We start from the raw sequence: 23,016 nt of genomic DNA on the forward strand, positions 1-23,016 counted from the left end.
ATCAAACAGCAAATAAAATTATAATGGATTCGATTAAATCCGTTGTATTTATCGATGAGAAGGCGCTTGAGTTTTATAAGAAAATACCGAAGGTGCTTGAACCGGAAGAAAGACTATCAATCAATTTGTTAAATAGATTTAAAAAAAGAGGAGCCTCACTCGCCGTTCATAAATTCAATTCCAGCGATATAAGCAATGTTGAATTAAAAAAATATCTCTTTGATAATAGAGATTTAGTTCTGCTTGACTGGGAACTTGATCAGGACTACGTTGTAGGTAAAGGATATTCGTTAAAGCTATTATCGGATGTCGTATCCACATCTCACCTTCATTTTTGCGCCATATACACATCCACGATTAGGGACGCTGATGTATTCGATAATATAATCTCTTTTTTTTCTGGTAGAACATCTGTGCAATTTGAGGAAATCCGTGATGCTTTGTCAGAGCACGAAGATGGCCTAAGGAAAGTGCTTAATAGGGTGGATTTATACGATCTTTCCAAAAATTCAAGAGTTATTCCTGAGCTAAATAATTTAGACAGGGGTCTGATTGGCGAGATAAAAGCAGCAACGGGCATTAATGATTTACCTCGTGCTTTAAAATATGCAAAAATAGCGTTTAGCGATTTAATCAAATCTGAAATTGAAAATTTACAACCCGACATTGTAGATAGAAATAATCAAATAATTGTCATAAATAACACTATCATAACTTTAATAAAGAAGAATCACAATAAAGATCCTGAAAATTTAATTCGAAGATTATCAAGTCAAGTTTCAATATCACAAAACAGTTTTACTCAACTTTTGGGTATTGAAATGCAAAACGTTTTTGCGAAAAAAGGTTCATTTATTGACGCTAATTTACTGAATGTTTCTCTTGAAACATTTTTATACCATCGCAGTCAAATGTCAGGCGCTCACGGAGATTTGCCATTTGAAATCTTTATGAAAGAACTATTATTGGCACACGCAAAGTTAAATTTACGGAGTGAGAAGTTGTCAATTTTAGATAGTACGTTTTTAACGTCTATTTCCCCGAAAAAGCCAAAAGCAAGTGATTCAGAGATTGCCAAGATTAATACATTCTATAATGGCTCTATATTATCTGAAGACAGGACAATAAATTTTGGAGACATATTTCATTATGAAAATACTACATACTTAATGTGTATAACTCCGCTTTGTGATTGTTTGTACCCTAACGACAATATAAAAAATAAATTTTATTTTGTAAAAGGCCAAAAATTCTCAACGATTCAAGAACCTATTGCGCTTGGTGACGAAGCATTTATATCATATGTCGATGAGGCTACCTGTATATCGTGGGCCGGTATTGGTAAATCTACAAAACAAGATAAACACAAACCGATATATGTCAAACCACTTCAGTTGTATATACCTAACAATAACATTATAAATTCTACGCTATCTGTTTTAGATTGGTTTGAAGGTGAACCTAAACCAATAACACTTACGTATAAATTTACCTTACGCCAGCAATATGCTCAGCGAATTGCAAATCACGCATTTGCGCATCCTATAAGGGTAGGTGTAGATTTTGTAAAAAAATAATTATTGGTTATCAGCTATAATTGACAATGTACGGTTTTTGGGAAAACAAATACATTAACACCTACTATTACAGTAATGTCATTGATAATATCCTTACTGGAGATGTTGAGCTAATTGGGTTTATATCTGACTTTTTCAATGATAATTATGAGTTTTTAAAGCCATTTCAAAAATTTAGCGCACTTCATCAATTTATACAATATATTATCTTCAGATTTCTGTATGAAGACATGACCAATCATGATGAAAAGGTATTTGAGTTGTTTAAAATAGATGGCAAACTTCCGAGACTGTATGCAGAACGGTTATTAGATGAGTACGGTATTGGGTATAGTTTTGATGAGTTTGAAGAGACTGCTCCCATAAATTATTTAAAGATAGAAAGATATCACGACGATTTAATGCTTGCTGGATACTTGGAAGAGCTTTGTGAGAAAATTAGCCATGAAGTTTTTTACATACTTTTTAATAACAGAGACCTACTGATAAGGTTCAATCAAATAGTGGCTGATCATGTAACCGGGCTCGATGGCGGGTTTTTTGACGAGGAACATGATTGTAATTTGGGCAATCTTTTTAAGTCACCGGGAATGCTTAAAAGGGTTGCAATTCCTAATTGGTGTAAGGAAGCGGTATATTTTAGAGAAAAAGGTCGGTGTTGTTTATGCGGAACTGATATTACGGCTCTTTTAAGATCTAATAATAAAAGGCATTTTGATCATATGGTACCATTGTTCTATGGTGGGATAAATGATGTTTCTAACATTCAATTGTTATGCGCTATTTGTAACTTAAAGAAAGGAAGAAAAGATATTGAAACATCTAACTTTTATTTTAAGTGGTATGAATAAATTTCTAATGTTCCCCCCTTTTCGCGTTAGGGATTGAAATGGATACCGGCCCGAGCCTAAGGCCTTGCAGGCGTATGAATGTAAAGCCCGGCGACGCTTCTACCAGCGGCGAACGCACGGAATAGAGGCAAGAGTCAAGAATCAAGAGTTAAGACTTTTTTGGGGAAGGGATTGCTATTGCATTGTTGGGATAGATTCAGGACGATAGTTGTTTTACTTTCGAGCTACGTGGGCCTGTCACCCTGAGCTTGTCGAAGGGTCGTGCGGAGAGGCCTTTGCCCGCAATGGTTCGACAGGCTCACCATGACAGCCCTTTTTACGAGGTCATTCGCGAAATTTTTGCAATTCAGGATGACAGTTATTTTTACTTTCGAGGTGCGTAGGCCTGTCACCCTGAGCCTGTCGAAGGGTCGCGCGGAGAGGCCTTTGCCCGCTATGGTTCGACGGGCTCACCATGACAGCCCTTTTTACGAGGTCATTCGCGAAACTTTACAACTCAGGATGATAGTTGTTTTACTTTCGAAGTGCGTAGGCCTGTCACCCTGAGCCTTTCGAAGGGTCGCGCGGAGAGGCCTTTGCCCGCTATGGTTCGACGGGCTCACCATGACAGCCCTTTTTACGAGGTCATTCGCGAAATTTTTGCAATTCAGGATGACAGTTATTTTTACTTTCGAGGTGCGTAGGCCTGTCATCCTGAGCCTGTCGAAGGGTCGCGCGGAGAGGCCTTTGCCCGCTATGGTTCGACGGGCTCACCATGACAGCCCTTTTTTTGAAAGGTTATTCGCGAAACTTGTGCAATTCAGGATGACAGTTGTTTTACGTTCGAGGTGCGTAGGCCTGTCATCCTGAGCCTGTCGAAGGGTCGCGCGGAGAGGCCTTTGCCCGCTATGGTTCGACAGGCTCACCATGACAGCCCTTTTTTTGAAAGGTTATTGTACTTAAATATGATAATCACCCTCGTTAAAACAACTCCACAAACCGCTCCAGGGCCATGCCGCGCGATCCTTTGATGAGGATGGTTGAATGGGTGATGGGGCTGGCCTTTAACGCAGCAATGGCATCTTCGGCAGTGGCGTAACAGGTGTTTTGGCCCATGGTCCATAGTCCATGGTCGATGGACTGCGCAGCTGCGGCAAAGTCTTTCCCGATAAAAATGCGTTCGTCAACCGGGGTATCCAGCGCTTTTTGGATCACGGAGGCATGCTCGGCCGCCGACTCGGGGCCCATCTCGAACATGTCGCCCAGGATGAGTACTTTGCGTGGGGCCTGCAGTTTGCCAACGTTTTCGATGGCTACAAGCATGCTGCTGGGGTTGGCGTTATAGTAATCGCAAATAAGGGTATTGCTTTCCGTTTTCACAATTTGCGAGCGGTTGTTTTTAGGCTGATAGCCTTCAATACCGGCGTTTATCTGCTCGGCAGGGATATTAAAATAGCTGCCGATGGCTATGGCTGCCAAAATATTATGCAGGTTATAAGCGCCGGTGAGCTGGGTTTTTACGGTGTAGCTTTGGCCGGTTTTATTGTTGGTATACTCCAAAGTTAGCAGGGGCGAGTTTTCCACCAGCTGGCCGCTCACCAAATCGTCGATGGTATTGGTGCCGTAATACACCACGTTGCCCAGCTTACGGGCAGCGGCCATATCAAGCAATGTTTGATCGTCGCTATTAATAAATACCGCGTTTGCTACCTGTTGGCCTGCCAAACTTGCGGACTTCCCGACTTCCGGACTTCCGGACTTTGCAAAATAATCATACAACTCCCCTTTGCCTTTCTTCACGCCCTCTACCCCGCCAAAACCTTCCAGGTGCGCTTTGCCTACGTTGGTTATTAAACCATGCGATGGCTGGGCGATGGTGCAAAGCAGTTCGATTTCTTTTTGGTGATTGGCCCCCATTTCGATAACGGCCATCTGGTGGCTGGCGTCGATGGTTAAAATACTGAGGGGTACGCCTATATGGTTGTTTAAATTGCCCTGGGTGGCCTGGGTTTTAAAGTGTCGGGCTAATACGGCGTTGATAAGCTCTTTAGTGGTGGTTTTGCCGTTGGTACCGGTAAGGCCAATAACTGGGATGCTTAACTGGCGGCGGTGGTGGCGGGCCAGATCCTGCAGGGCGGTAAGCACATCGGCCACCAGCAAATAATTATCGCCAAACTGGTACGCGGGATTATCAATTACGGCGTAGGCTGCGCCTGCGGCAATGGCCTGTTGGGCAAAGGTGTTGGCATCAAACTTATCGCCCTTAAGGGCAAAAAACAGGCTGCCGGCCGCTATTTTACGGGTATCGGTGCTGATAACAGGGTGCTGCAGGTATAGCTGGTAAAGTTGCTGAGTAGTAATCATACGTGATGTAAAGTTAACAAAGCCCCCTTTAAATTGCGAAAGCAATCATGAATTCAATAAAAACAAACACATGAATAATCTCCCCCGGAAGGGGAGACTTTTTTTGAAGCGGCGTTGTTTTTTAAGTCCTCCCTGCCGGGGAGGATTTGGCTGAAGCTACATACCCGGTTTTTTGGCAAAGCCTATCATGTTGACATCAACCAGCTCCAATGCCTTTACCATGTGCTGAACGGTTTCTTTATATTTTTTAAAGTGCGGGGTTTGGATATGTGCCTGGTAGGCGGCGGTATCGGCGTATATCTCCAGGATGGTGATGTGCGCGGGATTGGTTTTATCGGCCACGGCGTAATAAGTTAATACACCAGGCTCGACACTTACGGCGGTGGTCATTTGCTGTTTGAGGGCGGCATTGTATTGATTTAACTGCGCCGGGTCGATCTGGATTTTTGCCAGCCTTACCATTTGATTTTTTTGCTGTGCCATGGTGGTGTTGGTTATGCCAAGCATGAATATAGCAGTAATTGCCGCCAATAGTAACGCGCGGATTAAGCCTGTGTTTGCTTTCATGTTAGTTTGAATTGGTTGGTTAAATTTAGGGATAAAATTGGTTAGGGGGACAGGATTATTGGATGGTGGGTTTGCATGGTGGCGAACGCGGGTTAACACACCCCTGCAGCGACACAGGCCGGCGCGCCCCCTCTCGAGAGGGGAATTGGAAAAACATGGTTCAAACTGCCTTTTTGTAAGGTCGTTTATCTATACGTTAACCCTGCTCATCCAGCTTATTACCGCTTTAATTTCGCCGTAACTGTAGTTATCGCCGAGGATTTGTTTGAGGGGCGAGAGCATTTGGGAGCCGTAGCTTTCAACGGCATCTTTAATGGCGGGGATTTTTTGGGCGGGTACCAAGGCTTCTACCTCCAGCTGGCCCGATTGTACAAAGAAGCTGAGGTGGCTTTCGATGGTCATGGGCGAGAGGCTGCGCTCGGCGGCAATTTCTGCAACGGTTTTGCCGGTTTGGTAAAGCCTGAGCGACTCGGTACGGGTATCGTTTGTTTTGCGGGCCTTAACGGGTTGTGCCGGACGGACGGACGCCGCCTTGCGTTCCCGCTTGGGCGATTTATAGGCAATTTTTGACTCGAGGCCTTTTTCTTTGGCGTAATCTTTCACGGGCTGCAACAGCTCGCGCCCGTAGCGGGCCAGTTTTACGTCGCCAAAACCCGAGATCAGGCGCAACTCGTCGAGGCTTTGCGGCAGGTAGGTGGCCATCTCTACCAGGGTAGCATCAGATACAATGATGTAGGCCGGCACGTTTTCATGTTGGGCAATATCGTTACGTACGCGTTTGATGCGGCTTAGCAATTCGGCTTCATGCGGTGGCGCCTGTACGTGGGTGTGGGTTTCTTCAACGGTTTCGCTTTCAATAAATTCAACCTTTTGCAGGCCTTTTAGTACGGCGGCGCTTTGGTCGGTTAGTTTTACAATGGGGTATTCGTCGCCGCCCATTTGCAGGTAGCCCATAGTAAGCAGCTCGCGAATGTAGCGCTGCCAGTCGGGCTTGCTGATATCGGCACCGATGCCGTAGGTTTTAAGGTGTTTATGTTCGTCGCGGATCTTCTCGGATTTGGATCCGCGTAAAAAATCAATCACATAGTTGATGCCGAAACGCTCGTTGAGCCGGGCCACGGCCGAGAGGGCTTTTTGGGCTATCAGCGTACCATCAAAGCGTTTAAATTCGGTAAGGCAAACATCGCATGAGCCGCAATTGGGCGGGAAGGCTTCGTCAAAATAGTTCATCAGATACTGGCGGCGGCAGCTTTGCAGCTGGCAGTAGCGTACCATATCGTTCAGCTTGTTCAGCATAATGCGGCTTTGGGCCTCGTTACCCTCTATGCGTGCAAAATGCTGCAGTTTACCCGCATCGCCCGGCGAATACAATAGGAGTGCCTCGGATGCCAGGCCGTCGCGCCCTGCACGGCCGGTTTCCTGGTAATAGCCCTCGATGTTTTTAGGCAGGTCGATATGCACCACGTAGCGCACGTTTGATTTATTGATGCCCATGCCAAAGGCGATGGTGGCCACAATGATCTTCACCTCATCGCGTAAAAAGGCTTCCTGGTTGCGCACTTTGGTTTCGTTGCTAAGGCCGGCGTTGTAGGCTTCGGCAGCAAAGCCGGCGGCTTTCAGGTCGTCGGCCAAATCTTCGGTAGATTTACGGGAGAGGCAGTAGATAATGCCCGATTCATCCTTCCGCTCGTTTAAAAAGTTAACCAGCTGCTGAAAGCTGTTTTTTTTGGGGATAACCCGGTAGGTAATATTTTCGCGGTTAAATGATGATACAAATACTTTGGGCTTGTTAAGGTTGAGTTTCTCGAGGATATCCTTTTGCGTCAACTTATCGGCAGTGGCGGTAAGCGCGATGACAGGCACATTTGGGAACTCGGTTTTTAACTGGGCCAGCATCAGGTACTCGGGGCGGAAATCGTGCCCCCATGACGAGATGCAGTGTGCTTCGTCGATAGCTATCTGTACTACATTCAGCGTTTTTAAAAAGGGCACCAGCTTGTTTTCGGCGCCAAACAAACGCTCGGGCGCAAGGTATAGCAGGCGGATTTGGTTGCTTCTTAATTTTTCTACCAGTTGGCGCTGCTCCTCGGGGTTTTGTGCCGAGTTTAGGAAAGCCGCGGGGATGCCGCTCACGTTCAGGCTATCTACCTGGTCTTTCATCAGGGCAATAAGCGGCGATATAACGATGGTTAGCCCGTTAAGCAATACCGCGGGCAGCTGGTAACATAACGACTTACCGCCGCCGGTTGGCATCAGCGCCATTACATCCTGCCCGTTTAATATATGCTGGATAATAGCCTCCTGCTGGTGCCTGAAGGCGCTATAACCAAAATATTTTTGCAGGGCCGATAACGGAGTCATGATTTAGATGTGCAGATTACAGATTTCAGATGTGCAAATTGATTTGCTTTTTCAGGGGCAAATTACAAATTATCAGGGAGATTGCTAAAATTTTTAGATTTTTTGTGAGTGGATTTTGTCTGAACTCGGATTAAGCGGATTTTTCGGATTATTGGGATTTTGATTTTCAGACTTCGATTATTTAAAAAATCGAGGTAATCTTTTAATCTGCTTAATCCGAGTTCATATAAAATCATCTGCACATCTGTAATTTGAAATCTGCACATCTACCTAATGTAACAATCTCCACATCTGCACATCTGAAATTTGCACATCTGCACATATTTTCACCATATTTAGCTTTTACTACCATCTATATCAGTTTTATGATAAAAAAGCTACTTGTTGTGTTATTGGCTGTTGTTTCGGCAACGGTATCTTTCGCCCAAAAAATACAATCGCCGGATGAATTCCTGGGTTATAAGCTGGGTACCCAGTTTACCCCGCACTACCGCATTGTGGAGTATTTTAAATATGTTGCCCAGGCCTCAAAAAATGTGAAGCTGCAGCAGTTTGGCAGTACTAACGAGGGCCGTCCCTTGCTGGCCATGTTCATTGCATCGGATGAAAATATTGGCCGTTTGGAAGAGATCCGCCATAATAACCTGCGGGTGGCCGGTGTAGAAAGCGGACCTGTTATTACCAATGTACCCGTAATTACCTGGTTAAGCTATAACGTACATGGCAACGAGCCCGCATCGAGCGAAGCCGCCATGTGGACTTTATATGATTTAGTCGATCCATCAAACGCCCAAACCCAGGCCTGGCTTAAAAACACGCTGGTAGTTATCGACCCTTGCCTGAACCCCGACGGCCGCGACAGGTATGTTAATTTTTATAATTCGGTACACGGTTTGTCGCCGGATGCTTACCCAACCTCGCGCGAGCATGCCGAGCCATGGCCGGGCGGCAGGGTAAACCACTACTACTTTGACCTTAACCGCGATTGGGCATGGCAGCAGCAAAAGGAAACCCAGGCCCGCGTTGGTTTGTATAACCAGTGGCTGCCACAAATACATGTTGACTACCACGAGCAGGGCCCTAACGCTCCATATTACTTTGCCCCGGCTGCCGAGCCTTACCATAAAGACCTTACCCAATGGCAGCGCGATGCCCAGGTACTCATTGGTAAAAACAACGCCAAATACTTTGACCAAAATGGCTGGATGTACTTTACCAAATACGAGTTCGACCTGTTGTACCCATCTTATGGCGATACCTATCCATTATACAACGGCTCAATCGGGATGACTTATGAGCAGGGCGGTATTGGCGCAGGCCTGGCCGTAGTTAACCGTAGCGGCGATACACTTACTTTGGTACAACGGGTGGCGCACCACCACTCTACCGGTTTAAGTACGGTTGAAACGGCATCGGCCAATGCGCAAAAATTTAAAGATGAGTTTAAAAAGTTTTATGACAATAGCCGCACCAACCCGCCGGGCGAGTACAAAACCTATGTTATCAAAAACGATAACAACAATAAAATAAATGCCATGGCCAAACTGCTTGCCCGCAACGGTATTCAGTATGGTTTTGGTTTGGCCAATAAATCGGTAACCGGGTATGATTATATGAACGGCAAAACCGAAGCCTATACCGTAGGTCCTAACGACTTGGTGGTAAATGCCTATCAGCCTAAAGCGGTATTGCTGCATGTGCTGCTGGAGCCCAAAACTATTATCCCCGATTCAAATACGTATGATATTACGGCATGGTCGCTCCCGTATGCATTTGGGTTGAAGGCTTATGGCATAAAAGAATCATTAAAACCGGCAAGTGCCGAGTGGAGCATTGCCGCGCCGAAGCCCCTGGTAAATACCCATGCTTATGCCTACGTATCATCATGGTCTTCGGTAGCTGATGTAAAATTCCTGGCGGCTTTGTTTAAGAAGAAGATAAAAGTGCGTTATGCCGAAAAATCGTTCGATGCTGCCGGCAAAACTTTTGCACCGGGCTCATTATTAATAACCCGCGCGGGCAATGACCGTGCCGATTTTGACCAGGTGGTTACCCAAACCGCTGCCGAACTTAACCAGGAGGTTACGCCGCTTTCGTCGGGCTTTGTGGATAAAGGATCGGATCTGGGGTCAGATGCGGTACGTTACATCCGCCAGCCTAAGGTAATGCTGGTTGCCGGCGATGGCGTAAACTCCGAAGCCATGGGCGAAGTATGGCACTTGTTTGAAGCGCAATTGGGCTACCCTATTACGCTGATCAGGTACCAGGATATTCCCCGCACACGCCTGGCCGATTTTGATGTAGCTATTTTCCCTGACGGACGCTACGATGATTTCCCATCCGATAAGTTGCAAAACTGGGTGCGCGATGGCGGCCGTTTAATTGCTATTGATAATGCTGTGGCATCGTTGGTTGATAAAAAAGGCATCCTGCTGAAAAAGAAAGAGGATAAAAAAGACGATAAGGATAAAGATAAGACCGTTAAAATTTATGGCGACCGCGACCGGGATGCTATCCGCGGCATGATTCCCGGGGCTATTTTTAAATTAAACCTCGATAATACCCATCCGCTTGGTTTCGGCCTGCCCGACTATTACTATTCATTAAAAATGAACGATGATATCTATGAGCTATTTGGCGGCGAAGACGGCTGGAATGTAGGTACTATAAAAAAAGACAGCTATGTATCGGGCTTTGCAGGTGCAACAGCTAAACAAAAAATTAATAACGGTTTATTGCTTGGCGTTCAGCCCATGGGCCGCGGCTCGGTTGTATATATGGTTGACGATCCGCTGTTCCGCAGTTTCTGGGAAAACGGTAAACTGCTGTTTAGCAATGCCGTGTTTATGGTGGGGCAGTAGGCCCCAAGCCGCGCCCCCAAGCCCCCTGAAGGGGGAGCTTTTGATTAGCTAAAACGCCCGCCTGTTAAACAGGTGGGCGTTTTAGCTAATCGGATGTTTATGACAGTCCTAAAAATACTCACCATTATCCTGCCCTAACAATTATTTCACCATTCACTACTCACCACTCACCAACAGGAGCATCTTTAATTTTCTCGAGTATTGATGTTGGCAGATAAGGCCGCCCGCCCGTTGCGGGTACGCAGGTGCCGGTGAATACGGCTTTGGTCATTACCTTGTTATTAAAAATGATAGATTGTTTAAAATGCAGTTTGGGCAGGCCTGCTTTATCGGTGTATAAGGTGCAGGTAACCGTAAATTCATCGCCTTTTTTTAACGACCGTAAAAAACTGATGCTGTAGTTTGATAGCACCATATGAACGCCATTTTTGGCCTCGGTTTCAAAATCGAAACCCAGCACTTCCCTGATATAATCATGGCGGCAGTATTCCATATAAAACGGATAGTATAAGCCATCCATAATTTGCTGCACATCTATGTGCTCGTCCTTTGCAACGTAAGTTTTTGTGTATTCCATGGTGGTGTTATGTTAATCATTTAGTCTTGGTCGAAGGTCTTGAGGTCTAAGTTAAAATGAAAAAAAATTAACTTAAACCCATGACTTAACAGGTAGCCCGCAAATATATGGCAATCTGTTATATGATATCTGCCAAAAATGAAGAATTGCACCAGGCGCTACCGAGGCCCGGGAAACAAAAGAGGATTCCTGCAATGCATCAATCAAAGGAATGCCGGCAGTATATAATTACAAAAGGCAGCATAAGTATTGTTTTTTATTTTCCAGTTGTTGTAATTACCCGCAGTAATTACTACTACAAGCCGCAGCGATTTGCAAAAAAATATAGCGTTGCCGCCATTGCCCTTGGCCTCGGTAATATCATAGGTTTGTTTGTTGATGGTTTCCTGGTATGTCCAAAATTGGTAACCATAGCCTCCTTTTTTTATCAGCTTTAACTCGTTACGGGCTACATGAGTGCTCAAAGAAGAATTGGCCCATGCTTTGGTTAAAACATGTTGTTTATTCCAATTGCCATCATTCATATAGAGCATGCCTATCTTTAGCATATCTCTTGATGTTAAGCGCAGGCCCGAGGCAGCAGATGGCATGGATTTTTTAAAGAAGAGCCCGTTCCATTCAAATTTTTTGATGCCCAGCGGGACGAATAAATACTTTTCGGCAAATTTATCTATCGGCATCCCACTGGTTTTTTTGATGATCTCGGCCAGTATTTGCGTGTTGCCGCCACTGTAAACCCAATAGCTGCCGGGCTTATATTTGGTATCCCTGTTTAATATAAACCCAATCGGATCAACAGTAAGGTTCATCCTAACCTCGCTGTTCAGCGGATTTGAATAAGAAATATACTCGTTCCAGCTTAAGCCGCTGGTCATGGTAAGCAGATGGCGGATGGTGATTTTTGATTTTATAGAATCGTTATACCGGGCATACTCCGGGAAGTAGTTAAAAACTGGTTCATCAATACTACCGATGAACTTATGTTCAATAGCGATACCAATACAGGCTGATACAACGCTTTTGGTAATGCTGCGGCAGTCATGAAGGTCGCTGGCCCCGTGATCGATGTATCCCAAATTTTTCCCGTTGTTTTGATCGTACCCCGCAAAGTAATGTTCATATATAAGTTTATTATCCTTCATGATTAATAAACTGTGAATGTTAGGGAAACTATCCGCAAGTATCAGTTTTGTGAGTTGGATGATTTTAGAGGAATCTGATTTGAGTGTATCCAGGTTGTCCACAACAATACCGTCATTTAATAGTAGTGGCTTTGAATATGAATAAACAGCCGGGCGGTAATGGCTGGTTTTACAGCCGGTAAACGCGCATAAAGCTATTATCGACGCAAATAAACTAATGGGGATATACCTGATTGATTTCATAATGCCATGTTTTGATTGAAGCAAAACTGGCGAATTATAAAAAAAGGAAAAATGAACCTATGTTAATAAATTTGCTTCCTGATGCGGCTGAGCGCCTGGGGCGTTATACCAATGTAGGAAGCAAGGAATTTTAGCGGGATCTCTTTAACCAGCCGGGGCTTTTCTTTAAATAAATTGAGGTATCGTTCCTTTGCCTGGTATTTTAATGCAGATAACTCTCTTTTAGCCTTAATCAGGTATATCTCTTCGCTCAAAATTCGTCCAAGAACATTTGAAACCGGCATGGTAGCATAAAGCTGCTGTAAATCATCATAAGAAAAACTCCAGATGATGGTTTCGGTAATTGTTTCTGCATTATATTCGGCAGGCTGGCGCGTCAAAAAAGAATCGTAACAGCACATAAGTTCGTTTTCAAATATGATGGCAAAGGTGATTTCTTTATCAAGCGATTGCCGGATAAAAAACCTTACAATACCTTTTTCAATAAATGAAATGCGGTTTTCAACCTGTCCTTCCTGTAACAGGAGGCTTCTTTTGGGTAACTCTTTCCGGGTCAGTTTTTTTGAGAATATTTCCCAGTCGTTATCGGCAATTGGAAAATATTTTTCAAAATAAGTTCTGAACTGATGCATAGGTTGAAGGTGTAGCCTGCTATAGGCAGTATACAAACTTAATAAATTAATCACGAGGACTAAATTCCGACGTTAGCTTTTGGTCGATACTGCAGCTTATTGACAAATCCGTTGAAGTTTAAAAAGAGCAGGCGGCCACTCGCCGGCTTTTAGGGACGCCGGCCCCGGCAGGAAAATTATGGAGCCTGCCATTCAAAGTTGCCACGATAAACCTGCACATAATAGGTATTAAGTTAGGCCGAATATCATTTTCCCCGGTGTTTGAGCGATTTACCCCCTTTGGCAATCATTAAAATGTTTCATATTTGAACTTCAAATAGGAAACATTTGAGCCGGCATCTTTGCCATATCGCAACCTGGATGTTATAACAGGCTGCAACCTATAAACCACAACAAAGCAACCTATAAATATGTGTAACTATATATTGAGTAAAAATTTCTTCATCGCACTGTTATTGGCAGCCCTGAACGGTATATGTTATGCCCAGCAGCCGGGATTTAATCCGGTTATTCCGGATTACTCCGCAGATCCCTCGGTAGTTACGTTCAATGGCGTGTATTATCTTTACGGAACATCAGACATTGACCAGAAGCTTGACAGGATGGGCCCGCCAGTGGTATGGAAATCGCCCGACCTGATTAATTGGAGCTACAACGGGAATATATTACCGGTTATTGACTGGAGTAAGCCTTATACTTACAAAGACCGGAATGGCGCGGATAAAACCGGTTACTTCCGTTTTTGGGCGCCAGGGAAGGTATTTAAAAAGGATGGTGCATACCAAATGTTTGCTACCATTGTTAAACCCGACGGGCAGGTGGGTACCTACCTGCTGGCAGCCGCGATACCCGAGGGGCCATTTCATTTTACTAATGGCACGGGTGTTTACTTCAACGAACCCGAAAAAGCCGGCCAAGAGACTAAACCCGTAGCGAATGATATTGACGGCGACCCGTTTGTTGATGATGACGGGTCGGCCTACCTGGTGTGGAGGAAAAGAAATATATCGAAACTTAGCCCCGACTGGAAAACCCTGACAGGAGATAAAATACTTATACAAACCTCGCGGTCCGGCTACTCTGAAGGCCCTTTCCTGTTTAAGCGCAAGGGGATTTATTATTATGTTTATACACTAAGTGGCGGCTCCAACTATGTGTATGCTTATATGATGAGCAAAACCGGCCCCCTGGGGCCGTATTCGGCCCCTTCCGGTCCGGATATTATACTACAGTCAGATATCGCTGCCAATGTTTGGGGGCCGGGGCATGGCAACGTATTTGAAATGCCGGGCACCGGGCAATACGTTTTCTTTTACCTGGAATATGGTAATGGTTATACAACCCGGCAGGTTTTTGCCAATAAACTGGATTTTAATGCTGATGGCACCATCAAACCCGTGAAGGTAAACCGCGCCGGCATAGGCTCACTGTTAAAAAACAGCTACCCCGTGGCCATAAAGCCAGTGGCTGTTAAGGCATCGGGCTTCAAGCCTGATTCTTTAATCAAGTCTATTATCGACACCGCGATATCCGGTATTGCAGGCATTGCTCCCCGCGATAAGGGCGAAGGCGTTGTTGCCGTTCAGCGTATCATGAATGGTAAGCCCGAAAATGCGGTGGATGGCAACAACGGGACTTTCTGGATGGCATCCGGTAAAGATACCCAGCCCTGGCTTGAAGCCGACCTGGGATCGCCTAAAAAGATTAACAGGTGCGAGTTGTATTTTGTGGCCTCCACCTTAGGGCATACCTGGAAGCTGGAGAAATCAACCGACGGAAAAAAGTGGTTAACGGTTAAAACAAATACCGAAACTGTAGTGCGGTCGCCGGAGGTTGCCGGTAAAATAGGATTGGCGAGGTATGTTAGGGTAACCATACTATCCGGTGCGCCGGGCCTATGGGAAATGAAGCTATATTAATGCCATCACACCGAAAAGATGAACCAACATACAAAAGATTATATTTTACAAATGTTCAGGGCCGTTGCCCTCGTTTCCGGCCTGGTACTATTAACTGTATTTTGGGGATGCAACGACTTGCGTGCACAGAACCGGCAAAAAGCACGATACACCATATGTAACCCGCTGGACCTTGACTACAGATTTTGCCTTGATACGCCATCGCGCAGGGAGGCTGCCGACCCTGCCGTCATCGTTTTTAAAGGCGAATACTACCTTTTTGCTTCCAAATCGGGAGGATATTGGCACTCGCCCGACCTGAAGCAATGGAAACTTATAAAAACGAATGATTTGCCGTTGGAAGATTATGCGCCAACCGCCGTGGTAATAGGAGATACGGTTTTGTTTATGGCCTCTACCGGAAAGGATGGAGGCAAGATTTACAAAACGGGTAATCCGCAAAGCGGAAAGTGGACAGTTGCCAATCCGGCGTTTCCGATTAGCCTGGTTGACCCGGATTTGTTTCTTGATGATGATAACCGGCTTTATCTTTATTATGGCTGCTCAAATATCAATCCCATTTTTGTTGTAGAGCTCGACATGAAAACCCTGATGCCCAAAGCGCCGGCTGTTTCGCTTATCAATAGCGATCGTTCTGTTAATGGCTGGGAACGCTCGGGTGAGCATAACGAACTGCCCTCACGGCCATGGATTGAGGGGGCGTGGATGACAAAAGTTAAAGGAAAATATTACCTGCAATATGCTTGTCCCGAAACAGAATTTAAAAGCTATTCGGATGGGCTTTACACAGGCGATTCGCCGGTAGGCCCTTTCCACCTGGCCCCGAATAATCCGTTTTCTGCCAGGCAGGGAGGCTTTATAGGCAGCGCGGGCCATAGCAGTACCTTCCAGGACAAATACGGTAATTATTGGAGAATCTCGACAATGACCATATCGGTACATCACCGGTATGAGCGCCGGTTGGGAATTTTTCCGGCTTTCTTCCGGTCCCCGGATGACGCTTATACTTACACCGGTTATGGCGACTATCCTTTTTTTGTACCTGATAGCCGGATAAGCGACCCCCCTGATCTGGCTACAGGATGGGCGTTGCTGTCTTACAACAAGCCGGTTTCGGTTTCGTCCCAAATTAAGGGGCATGAGGCTTCATTGGCGACGGATGAGGATGTCAGGACATATTGGAGCGCTGCAACCGGCAGTGATAAGGAATGGATAAGTATGGATTTGAAAGCCAGAAGCAGAATTAATGCGATACAAATTAACTTTGCCGATCATCATGCCGGGATATATGGGCGGAAACCCAATGCCGCTTATGATTATTTACTGGAAGTATCGGCCGACAATGCCCATTGGAAATTAATAAACAATACCTGGTTAACAGCGCTGGATAACCCACACCCCTATATTGAATTGGTTAAACCTGTAATTGCAAGGTATGTGCGTATCAGGAACGTAAGTGTTCCCGGCGGCACTTTCGCATTATGGGGGCTGCGGATATTTGGGAAGCCATTACAGCAACTGCCCAAAGAAAAAATTACTTTTACTGCAGTGAGGGATAGTGCCGACAGGTGCCGTATTCGTTTAAACTGGCCTGCCGCTCAATCTTCAGCAGGCTATAATATCAGGTATGGCATAGCACCCGGCAAATTGTATCAGAACTACCAGGTAAATGGAAAAAACGGTGCCGAAATTGGAAATTTAAATAGCAAACAAAGCTATTACTTTACTGTGGAGCGTTTTAACGAAAACGGCATCGTCAAAAGCGGTCACGTCGTATTCATTAAATGACACCACCGGCGAATATGGATTTATCCTGAACGATGTTGCCGCTGGGTAATAATACAAAATAACTGCATTGACAGATTTTAACCAACAATAAAAATGATGAAAAAAACGGTACTTATTCAACTGATCGCCTTGCTGACAGTGCGCGCCGGCGTAGCTAATGCGCAAACAAAGCTTGATACCAATGCAAAGCAATTTTTCCTTTTTTCGTATTTTGTTGAGCAGGACGCCGGTGTTAACCTTGCTATAAGCACAAATGGTATCAATTGGCTGCCCGTTAACCACGGAAAGGTTGTAGCAACACCACAGGTGGGCGAAAAGCTGATCAGGGACCCCAGCATCAACCTGGGAGCAGATGGAATTTTCCGGATGGTATGGACCACAGGGTGGAAAGGTAAGAACATTGGCTATGCCGAATCCAAAGATCCGGCAAAATGGGGAGAGGAAAAAGCCATTCCTGTAGGTTCAGGTATAGATAGTACCAACAATTGCTGGGCACCCGAAATATTTTTTAACCCTCAAAAGAAAAACTATATGATCTATTGGTCGTCAAATATCGGTCCGTGGAAAAAAGGAGGAGAAGGCAGGATATATTTTGTAACTACAAAGGATTTCAAGGTATTTAGCAAGCCCGCTGTTCTTTTCCGCAACGGATCGCCGGCGGGCGGTGCAGCCGGCAACCAGGGGCCGATAGATGCTTTTATTTATAAGGACCACAAACGCTACCTTTTATTTTATAAAAAGGACGATAACACCCATATTCCTAATATTTATTATCGGGCCAGCCAAAGCCCGGAAGGGCCCTGGGGCGATGAACATGGGCCGGTGACCCCATCAACAGGTGATGAAGGCCCGTCGATAGTAAAAATAGGTTCAAACTATTGCATGTTTACAGATCCCTTCGAGAGCGATTTTGCCTACATATTTACCTCGAAAGATCTGAACACTTGGAAACGCCAACCAACTGATCTTAAAATGGCGCACGGAACGGTTATCGAAATTTCTAAACAAACAGCCCTTAAACTATTGAACGAATAAACTATTCGCCCTTGTTGGTGTCATCCCTAACCTGGACAGGTTAGCTGTAAATGATTTAAACAGATAACATCCGATTTTATATATAGAGACTAACAAAATGCCTCTGAATTTTTTCAGGGGCATTTTGTTGGGATGTTAGATATCGGAAAATAATTCAGCCCGATTTTAAAATTCCACCTCGAAAATCAATCTATACCTTCTTATAAATAGCATCCAAATTCCTGCCCATTTCTTTATAATCCAGCCCATAGCCCACTACAAATTCATTTTCGATTTCAAAACCAACATATTTTAGCTCGTCAATTTTCTTTTGCAGGGCAGCAGGCTTTAACAACAATGAACATACTTTAATAGAAGCCGGACCACGTTGTTTCAATTTGTCTATCAGGTAATGTACGGTGTTTCCGGTATCAACAATATCCTCAATAATCAGCACGTCGCGGCCTTTTATATCCACAATTAAATCAATATCGTCGCGGATTTTCAGTTTACTGGTAGTGCCGCCATAATAGGAGGCCAGCTTTGTGAACGAGATTTCGCAGGGGATAGAAATTTGCTTTATCAGGTCGGCAATAAACAAGAAGCTTCCGTTAAGTACTCCCACAAATACCGGAATACTCTGTTTAAAATCTTCATTTAACTGTAGGCCAATAGCTTTTACACGTTCTTCAATCGTTTCGGCATTAATAAGGGGCTCAAACTCAAGGTCTGCAATTTTAATTTTCATTGATCGATTTATTTTTACGGGGTATTGCCGGTTATATCGCATTACTGTTAATGCTTCGGCGGTACAAATTTAATCTACTAAAATAGTAAAATCGCTTGCAAGTTGTGCGTAAAATAATTGTAACATATATAACGTTATCTTTGCACTCTTATATGATCGACTACCAGGCCCACACCTTAGCCAATGGCATCCGTATTTTGTACAAACAATCGCCATTTACAATAACGCATTGCTGCTTTATTGTAAACGCAGGCTCGCGCGATGAAGCCAACCGGCAGGAAGGCCTTGCCCATTTTATTGAGCACCTGTTGTTTAAAGAAACAGAACGGCGCAACACCAACCAGATCCTGAACAGGCTGGAGCTTGTTGGTGCCGATTTAAACGCTTATACTACCAAAGAATATACCTGCATCCACGCCTCATTGCTTAACCAGCACCTGGAACGGGCTATTGATTTGTTTGAGGATATTCTGTTCCATTCTACCTTCCCCGAAGATGAACAGGAAAAGGAACGCGGCGTAATACTTGACGAGATAGCCTCATACCTCGATCAGCCCGAAGAAGCCATACAAGACGACTTTGAGGAATTGCTGTTTAAGGACCATCCTTTTGGTAAAAACATTTTGGGTACACCTGAAACCGTTGGCCGCATGAACAGCGATGATATGCGGGCCTTTATTAAAGCCAATTACAGCACATCCGAAATGATATTTGCTGTACATGGCAACTACGATTTTAAGAAGGTAGTAAAGCTGTGCGAAAAATATTTCGGCGGGATAGAGGCTCATCACCCCAAAAAAAACAGGATTGCACCAAAGGCAAATAACAGCGGCATTGTAATTGTTAAAAAGCCAATATCGCAAACGCATTGTATTATTGGCGGGCAGGCTTACCCATCATCTCATCGGCATAAATACGGGTTATTACTGCTTAATAACTTGTTGGGCGGCATGGGGATGAGCAGCCGTTTAAATCTCGAGATCCGCGAAAAGTATGGCATCGCTTACACCATCGAATCAAACTATACCCCGTTTAGCGATACCGGTATTTTCTCGGTTTACTTTGGCACGGATAACGAAAAGGCCGAAAAGGCGTCGCGCCTGGTACACAAGGAACTGAAGAAGCTACGCGATCAAAAACTGGGCACCCTGCAGTTGCACCAGGCCAAGCAAAAGTTTATTGGGCAAATAGCTCTTGCCGAAGAGAACCGCATGAGCCTGATTATATCAATGGCCAAAAGCCTGCTGGATTTTAATCATATTGATACGCTGGAAGATATTTTCGACAAAATAAATGCCGTTACCGCCGAACAATTGCTGGAAATAGGCAACGAAATATTTGATAATGACAGGCTTATTACATTGAAGTTTGAGCCTAAGTAATAAACCTGTATTTTTGCAAAATGAAGTACCCTATCATCGCTTACGGAGACCCTGTTTTAAGAAAGAAAGCAACAGCCATTGAGCCGGATGAATATCCACATATTAAAGAATTAGTTAATAACATGTTTGAAACTATGTACGGTGCTCGTGGCGTTGGCCTGGCAGCCCCGCAGGTAGGCATGTCTATGCGTTTGTTTGTGGTTGATGCCACCCCGTTTGATGATGATGAACCCGAACTTAAAGACTTTAAGAAAGCATTTATAAACGCAACTATAATAGACGAAACCGGCGAAGAGTGGGGCTTTAACGAAGGCTGCCTGAGCATTCCGGATATTCGTGAAGATGTTTACCGTAAACCGGTTATCAGGATATCCTACTACGATGAAAACTGGAAACACTACGAAGAGACCTTTAAAGGCATGGCCGCCCGTATTATCCAGCACGAATATGACCACATTGAAGGTAAACTATTTACCGATAAACTGAGCCCGCTACGCAAACGCCTTATCGAAAAAAAACTGAACGATATTTCAAAAGGCGCTGTGAATGTTGAATATAAGATGAAATTTCCGGCTGTTAAAAAGGGGAGATAAGTCTGAAGTTTTAAGTCATTAGTCAGAAGTCAACATATCTTATAAAAGCAAGCCTACATCAGTAGGTTTTTTTATTGCACCAAAACAGACTTTTGACTTTATACTCCGGGCTTACGACTTACTTACTATCCGCATCTGATATCTGCTTGATCAGGCTGCCCCAGGCCAGGGGGTTAAGTAGCGGGTTGGGTGTAAGTGAATGCGTGTTGAGGATAGTGTTGTGCATTGATTGCGCGTTTGCCGATTGTATTTCCTGTGCATCCCTGGGCAAGGTATTATACAAGGCTGATAATGATGCCTTGCTGATGTTTTTACGCGCAATTTCGAGATCGTCATCAGCAAGTTTTATGGCCAAAAAATCTTTCTTAAACTCGTCTGTAGTAGCCCACGGAAATACGTGAAATGTAGGCAGGTTAATAATTTGCGGCTTAAGGTTTACCTGTAAAGTATAGCTTTTGGTATTCAGGTTTGATGGTATAACCACCAGTATTTGCCCGTAACCAACGCAGGTAAAGCGCAGGGTATCCTGCTCATGTGCCACAAATGAAAAATAGCCTTTATAATTACTTAAGTAAACCTGGTTATGAAAAGATGTATTGGTAATTGATACATAAGGCACAATAACATCCGTACTATCGGCATTATGTACTACGCCCGTAAATTGCACAAGTGGCCTGTCATCGTGTTTTTGTGCAAACGCCGCAACCGATGCAAACAATAAAAATATAATAACCAGGTACTTCATATACTTAAACACCTATTTGCTGTAGTTACCTTAATAACGCCAAATAGTTTCAAAAAGTTGCTCAAAAATAATTAATACAGTAAATTACAAACAGGATTTAACAATACTTAACACTATCTTAAATTTTCTGGCAACACCGCATTCGGATCATCAATGTCGGTAAGGTTTAATGCTTCAACACTGGTAATTTCGGGCACTGCTTTTTTTATGGCTTGCTCAATGCCGGCCTTAAGGGTCATGATGCTCATAGGGCATGAACCACATGAACCCAATAATTTTAATTTAACAACACCCTCGGGCGTAATCTCTTCAACTGAAACATTCCCGCCATCAGCTTCCAGATACGGACGAATGGTATCTAAAGCTGCTTCAACCTGACTTAATAAACTCATTTTTACTAATTTATAACTAAAGTAAAGTTATCAATAATTTGCAATATATTTTATACTTAAAGTGGTTAGTCCAAAGTCTTAAGATCTGAGTCAAAAAAGACCGTTTGCTACTTCTGACTTGGTACCTACGACTCAAGACTTAGAACTTTAGACTTCTGACTCAAGGCTCGCTTCAAATGCTTTCGCGTTTGATATAGCTACCTGCTGCGCTACGCGCTGGGCCATGTCAATAAAGGCTTTGGTCATTACACCATCAGCCTCCAAAATTGCCGGGGTACCTGCGTCGCCCGAGTCGCTGATGCTTTTTACCAGGGGGATCTCGCCTAAAAAGGGCACATCCAGTTGTTCAGCCAGTTTCTGCCCGCCGCCTTTGCCAAAAATATAATACTTGTTGTCTGGCAGTTCGGCCGGCGTAAAATACGACATGTTTTCAACCACGCCCAGTATCGGCACATTGATGGCCGGCATCATAAACATACCTACTCCTTTGCGGGCATCGGCCAAAGCCACGTTTTGCGGCGTAGTTACTATAACCGCCCCGGTAACCGGGAAGGTTTGCGTAATAGTAATATGGATATCGCCTGTGCCCGGGGGCAAATCTACCACCAGGTAATCCAGCTCGCCCCAATCGGCATCATTAAACAGTTGTTTTACAGCTGTTGATACCATTGGCCCGCGCCATGGAACCGGTTGGTTTGGATCGGTAAAAAAACCTATCGACAATAACTTTATGCCATATTTTTCAATCGGTTCAATGCGGGTTTTGCCGTCAACCGCGCTTGCCTGCGGGCGCGCACCTTCCAGCCCAAACATAATGGGTACAGATGGGCCGTAAATATCTGCATCAATCAATCCCACCTTGGCGCCCGATTTTGCCAGGCCCAATGCCAGGTTAGCAGCAACGGTTGATTTACCAACGCCACCTTTACCCGATGCTACCGCGATGATATTTTTAACACCCGGTACACCGGTGTTTTTCTGCGTGGTAACGCGCGATGTCATGTTAACATCTACCACAACATCTTTGCTGATAAAGTAGCTGATAGCATTGCGGCAGGCATTTTCAATCATGGCCTTTAGCGGGCAGGCAGGCGTGGTTAATATAACCGAAAAGCTAAGCTTGTTGCCATCAATATGTATATCCTGTATCATGTTGAGGGTAACCAGGTCTTTTTTCAGGTCTGGCTCTTCAACATTACCCAGTGCTTGTAAAACTTGTTCTTTAGTGATTATCATAATATTATGGCAAATTTATGAAAACGAGTGGTTGATTTGTGTTTA

18 protein-coding genes are annotated in these 23,016 nt (G+C 44.5%); 8 read left to right on the forward strand and 10 right to left on the reverse strand.

Features of this window, described 5'->3' with window-relative positions; all coding sequences use genetic code 11:
• Window positions 1-23 precede the first annotated feature (23 nt).
• Both BMX56_RS23930 and BMX56_RS23935 read left to right on the forward strand, forming a co-directional pair.
• Window positions 24-1,577, forward strand: coding sequence for a response regulator receiver domain (locus tag BMX56_RS23930; protein WP_143065518.1), 1,554 nt, complete (start codon window positions 24-26; stop codon window positions 1,575-1,577).
• A gap of 26 nt (window positions 1,578-1,603) precedes the next feature.
• Window positions 1,604-2,428 (forward strand): HNH endonuclease, encoded by an 825-nt coding sequence (locus tag BMX56_RS23935; RefSeq protein ID WP_090652221.1) that lies wholly within the window; start codon window positions 1,604-1,606, stop codon window positions 2,426-2,428.
• 960 nt (window positions 2,429-3,388) lie between these two features.
• Here the strand turns inward: BMX56_RS23935 and murF are convergent.
• From murF to recQ, 3 genes are all read right to left on the reverse strand, one after another.
• Entirely contained in the window at window positions 3,389-4,771 is a 1,383-nt protein-coding gene (gene murF, locus BMX56_RS23940) for a UDP-N-acetylmuramoyl-tripeptide--D-alanyl-D-alanine ligase (protein ID WP_369829650.1), read from the reverse strand.
• A gap of 156 nt (window positions 4,772-4,927) precedes the next feature.
• Window positions 4,928-5,338, reverse strand: coding sequence for a putative quinol monooxygenase (locus BMX56_RS23945; protein WP_218152481.1), 411 nt, complete (start codon window positions 5,336-5,338; stop codon window positions 4,928-4,930).
• Between the two features lie 189 nt (window positions 5,339-5,527).
• A complete protein-coding gene (recQ, locus tag BMX56_RS23950; RefSeq protein WP_090652222.1) occupies window positions 5,528-7,699 on the reverse strand; it encodes a DNA helicase RecQ in 2,172 nt (723 codons plus the stop codon).
• A 365-nt stretch (window positions 7,700-8,064) separates the two neighbouring features.
• Here recQ and BMX56_RS23955 point away from each other — a divergent pair, with 365 nt between their 5' ends.
• A complete protein-coding gene (locus BMX56_RS23955) occupies window positions 8,065-10,560 on the forward strand; it encodes a M14 metallopeptidase family protein (protein WP_090652223.1) in 2,496 nt (831 codons plus the stop codon).
• 160 nt (window positions 10,561-10,720) lie between these two features.
• On the opposite strand, the gene BMX56_RS23960 is transcribed toward BMX56_RS23955, so the two are convergent.
• From BMX56_RS23960 to BMX56_RS23970, 3 genes are all read right to left on the reverse strand, one after another.
• A complete protein-coding gene (locus BMX56_RS23960) occupies window positions 10,721-11,137 on the reverse strand; it encodes an acyl-CoA thioesterase (RefSeq protein WP_090652224.1) in 417 nt (138 codons plus the stop codon).
• 203 nt (window positions 11,138-11,340) lie between these two features.
• A complete protein-coding gene (locus BMX56_RS23965) occupies window positions 11,341-12,522 on the reverse strand; it encodes a serine hydrolase domain-containing protein (RefSeq protein ID WP_090652225.1) in 1,182 nt (393 codons plus the stop codon).
• 62 nt (window positions 12,523-12,584) lie between these two features.
• Window positions 12,585-13,154, reverse strand: a complete 570-nt coding sequence (locus BMX56_RS23970; RefSeq protein ID WP_090652226.1) for a Crp/Fnr family transcriptional regulator — start codon at window positions 13,152-13,154, stop codon at window positions 12,585-12,587.
• A 410-nt stretch (window positions 13,155-13,564) separates the two neighbouring features.
• Here BMX56_RS23970 and BMX56_RS23975 point away from each other — a divergent pair, with 410 nt between their 5' ends.
• The 3 genes from BMX56_RS23975 to BMX56_RS23985 all read left to right on the forward strand — a co-directional run bounded on the left by BMX56_RS23975 (window position 13,565) and on the right by BMX56_RS23985 (window position 17,896).
• Window positions 13,565-15,073 carry a family 43 glycosylhydrolase gene (locus BMX56_RS23975; protein WP_090652227.1) on the forward strand — a complete coding sequence of 503 codons (1,509 nt, stop codon included), beginning with the start codon at window positions 13,565-13,567 and terminating at the stop codon, window positions 15,071-15,073.
• 18 nt (window positions 15,074-15,091) lie between these two features.
• Entirely contained in the window at window positions 15,092-16,861 is a 1,770-nt protein-coding gene (locus BMX56_RS23980; RefSeq protein ID WP_090652228.1) for a family 43 glycosylhydrolase, read from the forward strand.
• Between the two features lie 93 nt (window positions 16,862-16,954).
• The gene (locus BMX56_RS23985) at window positions 16,955-17,896 is read left to right on the forward strand and encodes a glycoside hydrolase family 43 protein (protein ID WP_090652229.1); all 942 of its coding nucleotides are present in this window, start codon (window positions 16,955-16,957) and stop codon (window positions 17,894-17,896) included.
• Window positions 17,897-18,086: 190 nt separating this feature from the next.
• Here the strand turns inward: BMX56_RS23985 and hpt are convergent, their stop codons facing one another.
• On the reverse strand, window positions 18,087-18,623 hold the full coding sequence (gene hpt, locus BMX56_RS23990) for a hypoxanthine phosphoribosyltransferase (protein WP_090652258.1): 537 nt from the start codon (window positions 18,621-18,623) through the stop codon (window positions 18,087-18,089).
• A 155-nt stretch (window positions 18,624-18,778) separates the two neighbouring features.
• Between hpt and BMX56_RS23995 the strand changes: the two genes are divergently transcribed.
• Window positions 18,779-20,005: a M16 family metallopeptidase gene (locus BMX56_RS23995; RefSeq protein ID WP_177183899.1), complete on the forward strand. Its 1,227-nt coding sequence runs from the start codon at window positions 18,779-18,781 to the stop codon at window positions 20,003-20,005.
• A gap of 20 nt (window positions 20,006-20,025) precedes the next feature.
• Window positions 20,026-20,598: a peptide deformylase gene (gene def / locus BMX56_RS24000; protein WP_090652231.1), complete on the forward strand. Its 573-nt coding sequence runs from the start codon at window positions 20,026-20,028 to the stop codon at window positions 20,596-20,598.
• A gap of 118 nt (window positions 20,599-20,716) precedes the next feature.
• On the opposite strand, the gene BMX56_RS24005 is transcribed toward def, so the two are convergent.
• The 3 genes from BMX56_RS24005 to BMX56_RS24015 all read right to left on the reverse strand — a co-directional run bounded on the left by BMX56_RS24005 (window position 20,717) and on the right by BMX56_RS24015 (window position 22,971).
• A complete protein-coding gene (locus tag BMX56_RS24005; RefSeq protein WP_090652232.1) occupies window positions 20,717-21,343 on the reverse strand; it encodes a hypothetical protein in 627 nt (208 codons plus the stop codon).
• A gap of 113 nt (window positions 21,344-21,456) precedes the next feature.
• Window positions 21,457-21,735, reverse strand: coding sequence for a NifU family protein (locus tag BMX56_RS24010; protein WP_090652233.1), 279 nt, complete (start codon window positions 21,733-21,735; stop codon window positions 21,457-21,459).
• A gap of 147 nt (window positions 21,736-21,882) precedes the next feature.
• On the reverse strand, window positions 21,883-22,971 hold the full coding sequence (locus tag BMX56_RS24015; RefSeq protein ID WP_177183898.1) for an Mrp/NBP35 family ATP-binding protein: 1,089 nt from the start codon (window positions 22,969-22,971) through the stop codon (window positions 21,883-21,885).
• Window positions 22,972-23,016 lie beyond the last annotated feature (45 nt).

The organism is Mucilaginibacter sp. OK283 (assembly GCF_900110415.1).
Classification (GTDB): domain Bacteria; phylum Bacteroidota; class Bacteroidia; order Sphingobacteriales; family Sphingobacteriaceae; genus Mucilaginibacter.

Coding starts and splice junctions, on each gene's coding strand:
- BMX56_RS23930 (WP_143065518.1), top strand. CDS start 24: ATGGATTCGATTAAATCCGTTGTATTTATCGATGAGAAGGCGCTTGAG.
- BMX56_RS23935 (WP_090652221.1), top strand. CDS start 1,604: ATGTACGGTTTTTGGGAAAACAAATACATTAACACCTACTATTACAGT.
- murF (WP_369829650.1), bottom strand. CDS start 4,771: ATGATTACTACTCAGCAACTTTACCAGCTATACCTGCAGCACCCTGTT.
- BMX56_RS23945 (WP_218152481.1), bottom strand. CDS start 5,338: ATGAAAGCAAACACAGGCTTAATCCGCGCGTTACTATTGGCGGCAATT.
- recQ (WP_090652222.1), bottom strand. CDS start 7,699: ATGACTCCGTTATCGGCCCTGCAAAAATATTTTGGTTATAGCGCCTTC.
- BMX56_RS23955 (WP_090652223.1), top strand. CDS start 8,065: ATGATAAAAAAGCTACTTGTTGTGTTATTGGCTGTTGTTTCGGCAACG.
- BMX56_RS23960 (WP_090652224.1), bottom strand. CDS start 11,137: ATGGAATACACAAAAACTTACGTTGCAAAGGACGAGCACATAGATGTG.
- BMX56_RS23965 (WP_090652225.1), bottom strand. CDS start 12,522: ATGAAATCAATCAGGTATATCCCCATTAGTTTATTTGCGTCGATAATA.
- BMX56_RS23970 (WP_090652226.1), bottom strand. CDS start 13,154: ATGCATCAGTTCAGAACTTATTTTGAAAAATATTTTCCAATTGCCGAT.
- BMX56_RS23975 (WP_090652227.1), top strand. CDS start 13,565: ATGTGTAACTATATATTGAGTAAAAATTTCTTCATCGCACTGTTATTG.
- BMX56_RS23980 (WP_090652228.1), top strand. CDS start 15,092: ATGAACCAACATACAAAAGATTATATTTTACAAATGTTCAGGGCCGTT.
- BMX56_RS23985 (WP_090652229.1), top strand. CDS start 16,955: ATGATGAAAAAAACGGTACTTATTCAACTGATCGCCTTGCTGACAGTG.
- hpt (WP_090652258.1), bottom strand. CDS start 18,623: ATGAAAATTAAAATTGCAGACCTTGAGTTTGAGCCCCTTATTAATGCC.
- def (WP_090652231.1), top strand. CDS start 20,026: ATGAAGTACCCTATCATCGCTTACGGAGACCCTGTTTTAAGAAAGAAA.
- BMX56_RS24005 (WP_090652232.1), bottom strand. CDS start 21,343: ATGAAGTACCTGGTTATTATATTTTTATTGTTTGCATCGGTTGCGGCG.
- BMX56_RS24010 (WP_090652233.1), bottom strand. CDS start 21,735: ATGAGTTTATTAAGTCAGGTTGAAGCAGCTTTAGATACCATTCGTCCG.
- BMX56_RS24015 (WP_177183898.1), bottom strand. CDS start 22,971: ATGATAATCACTAAAGAACAAGTTTTACAAGCACTGGGTAATGTTGAA.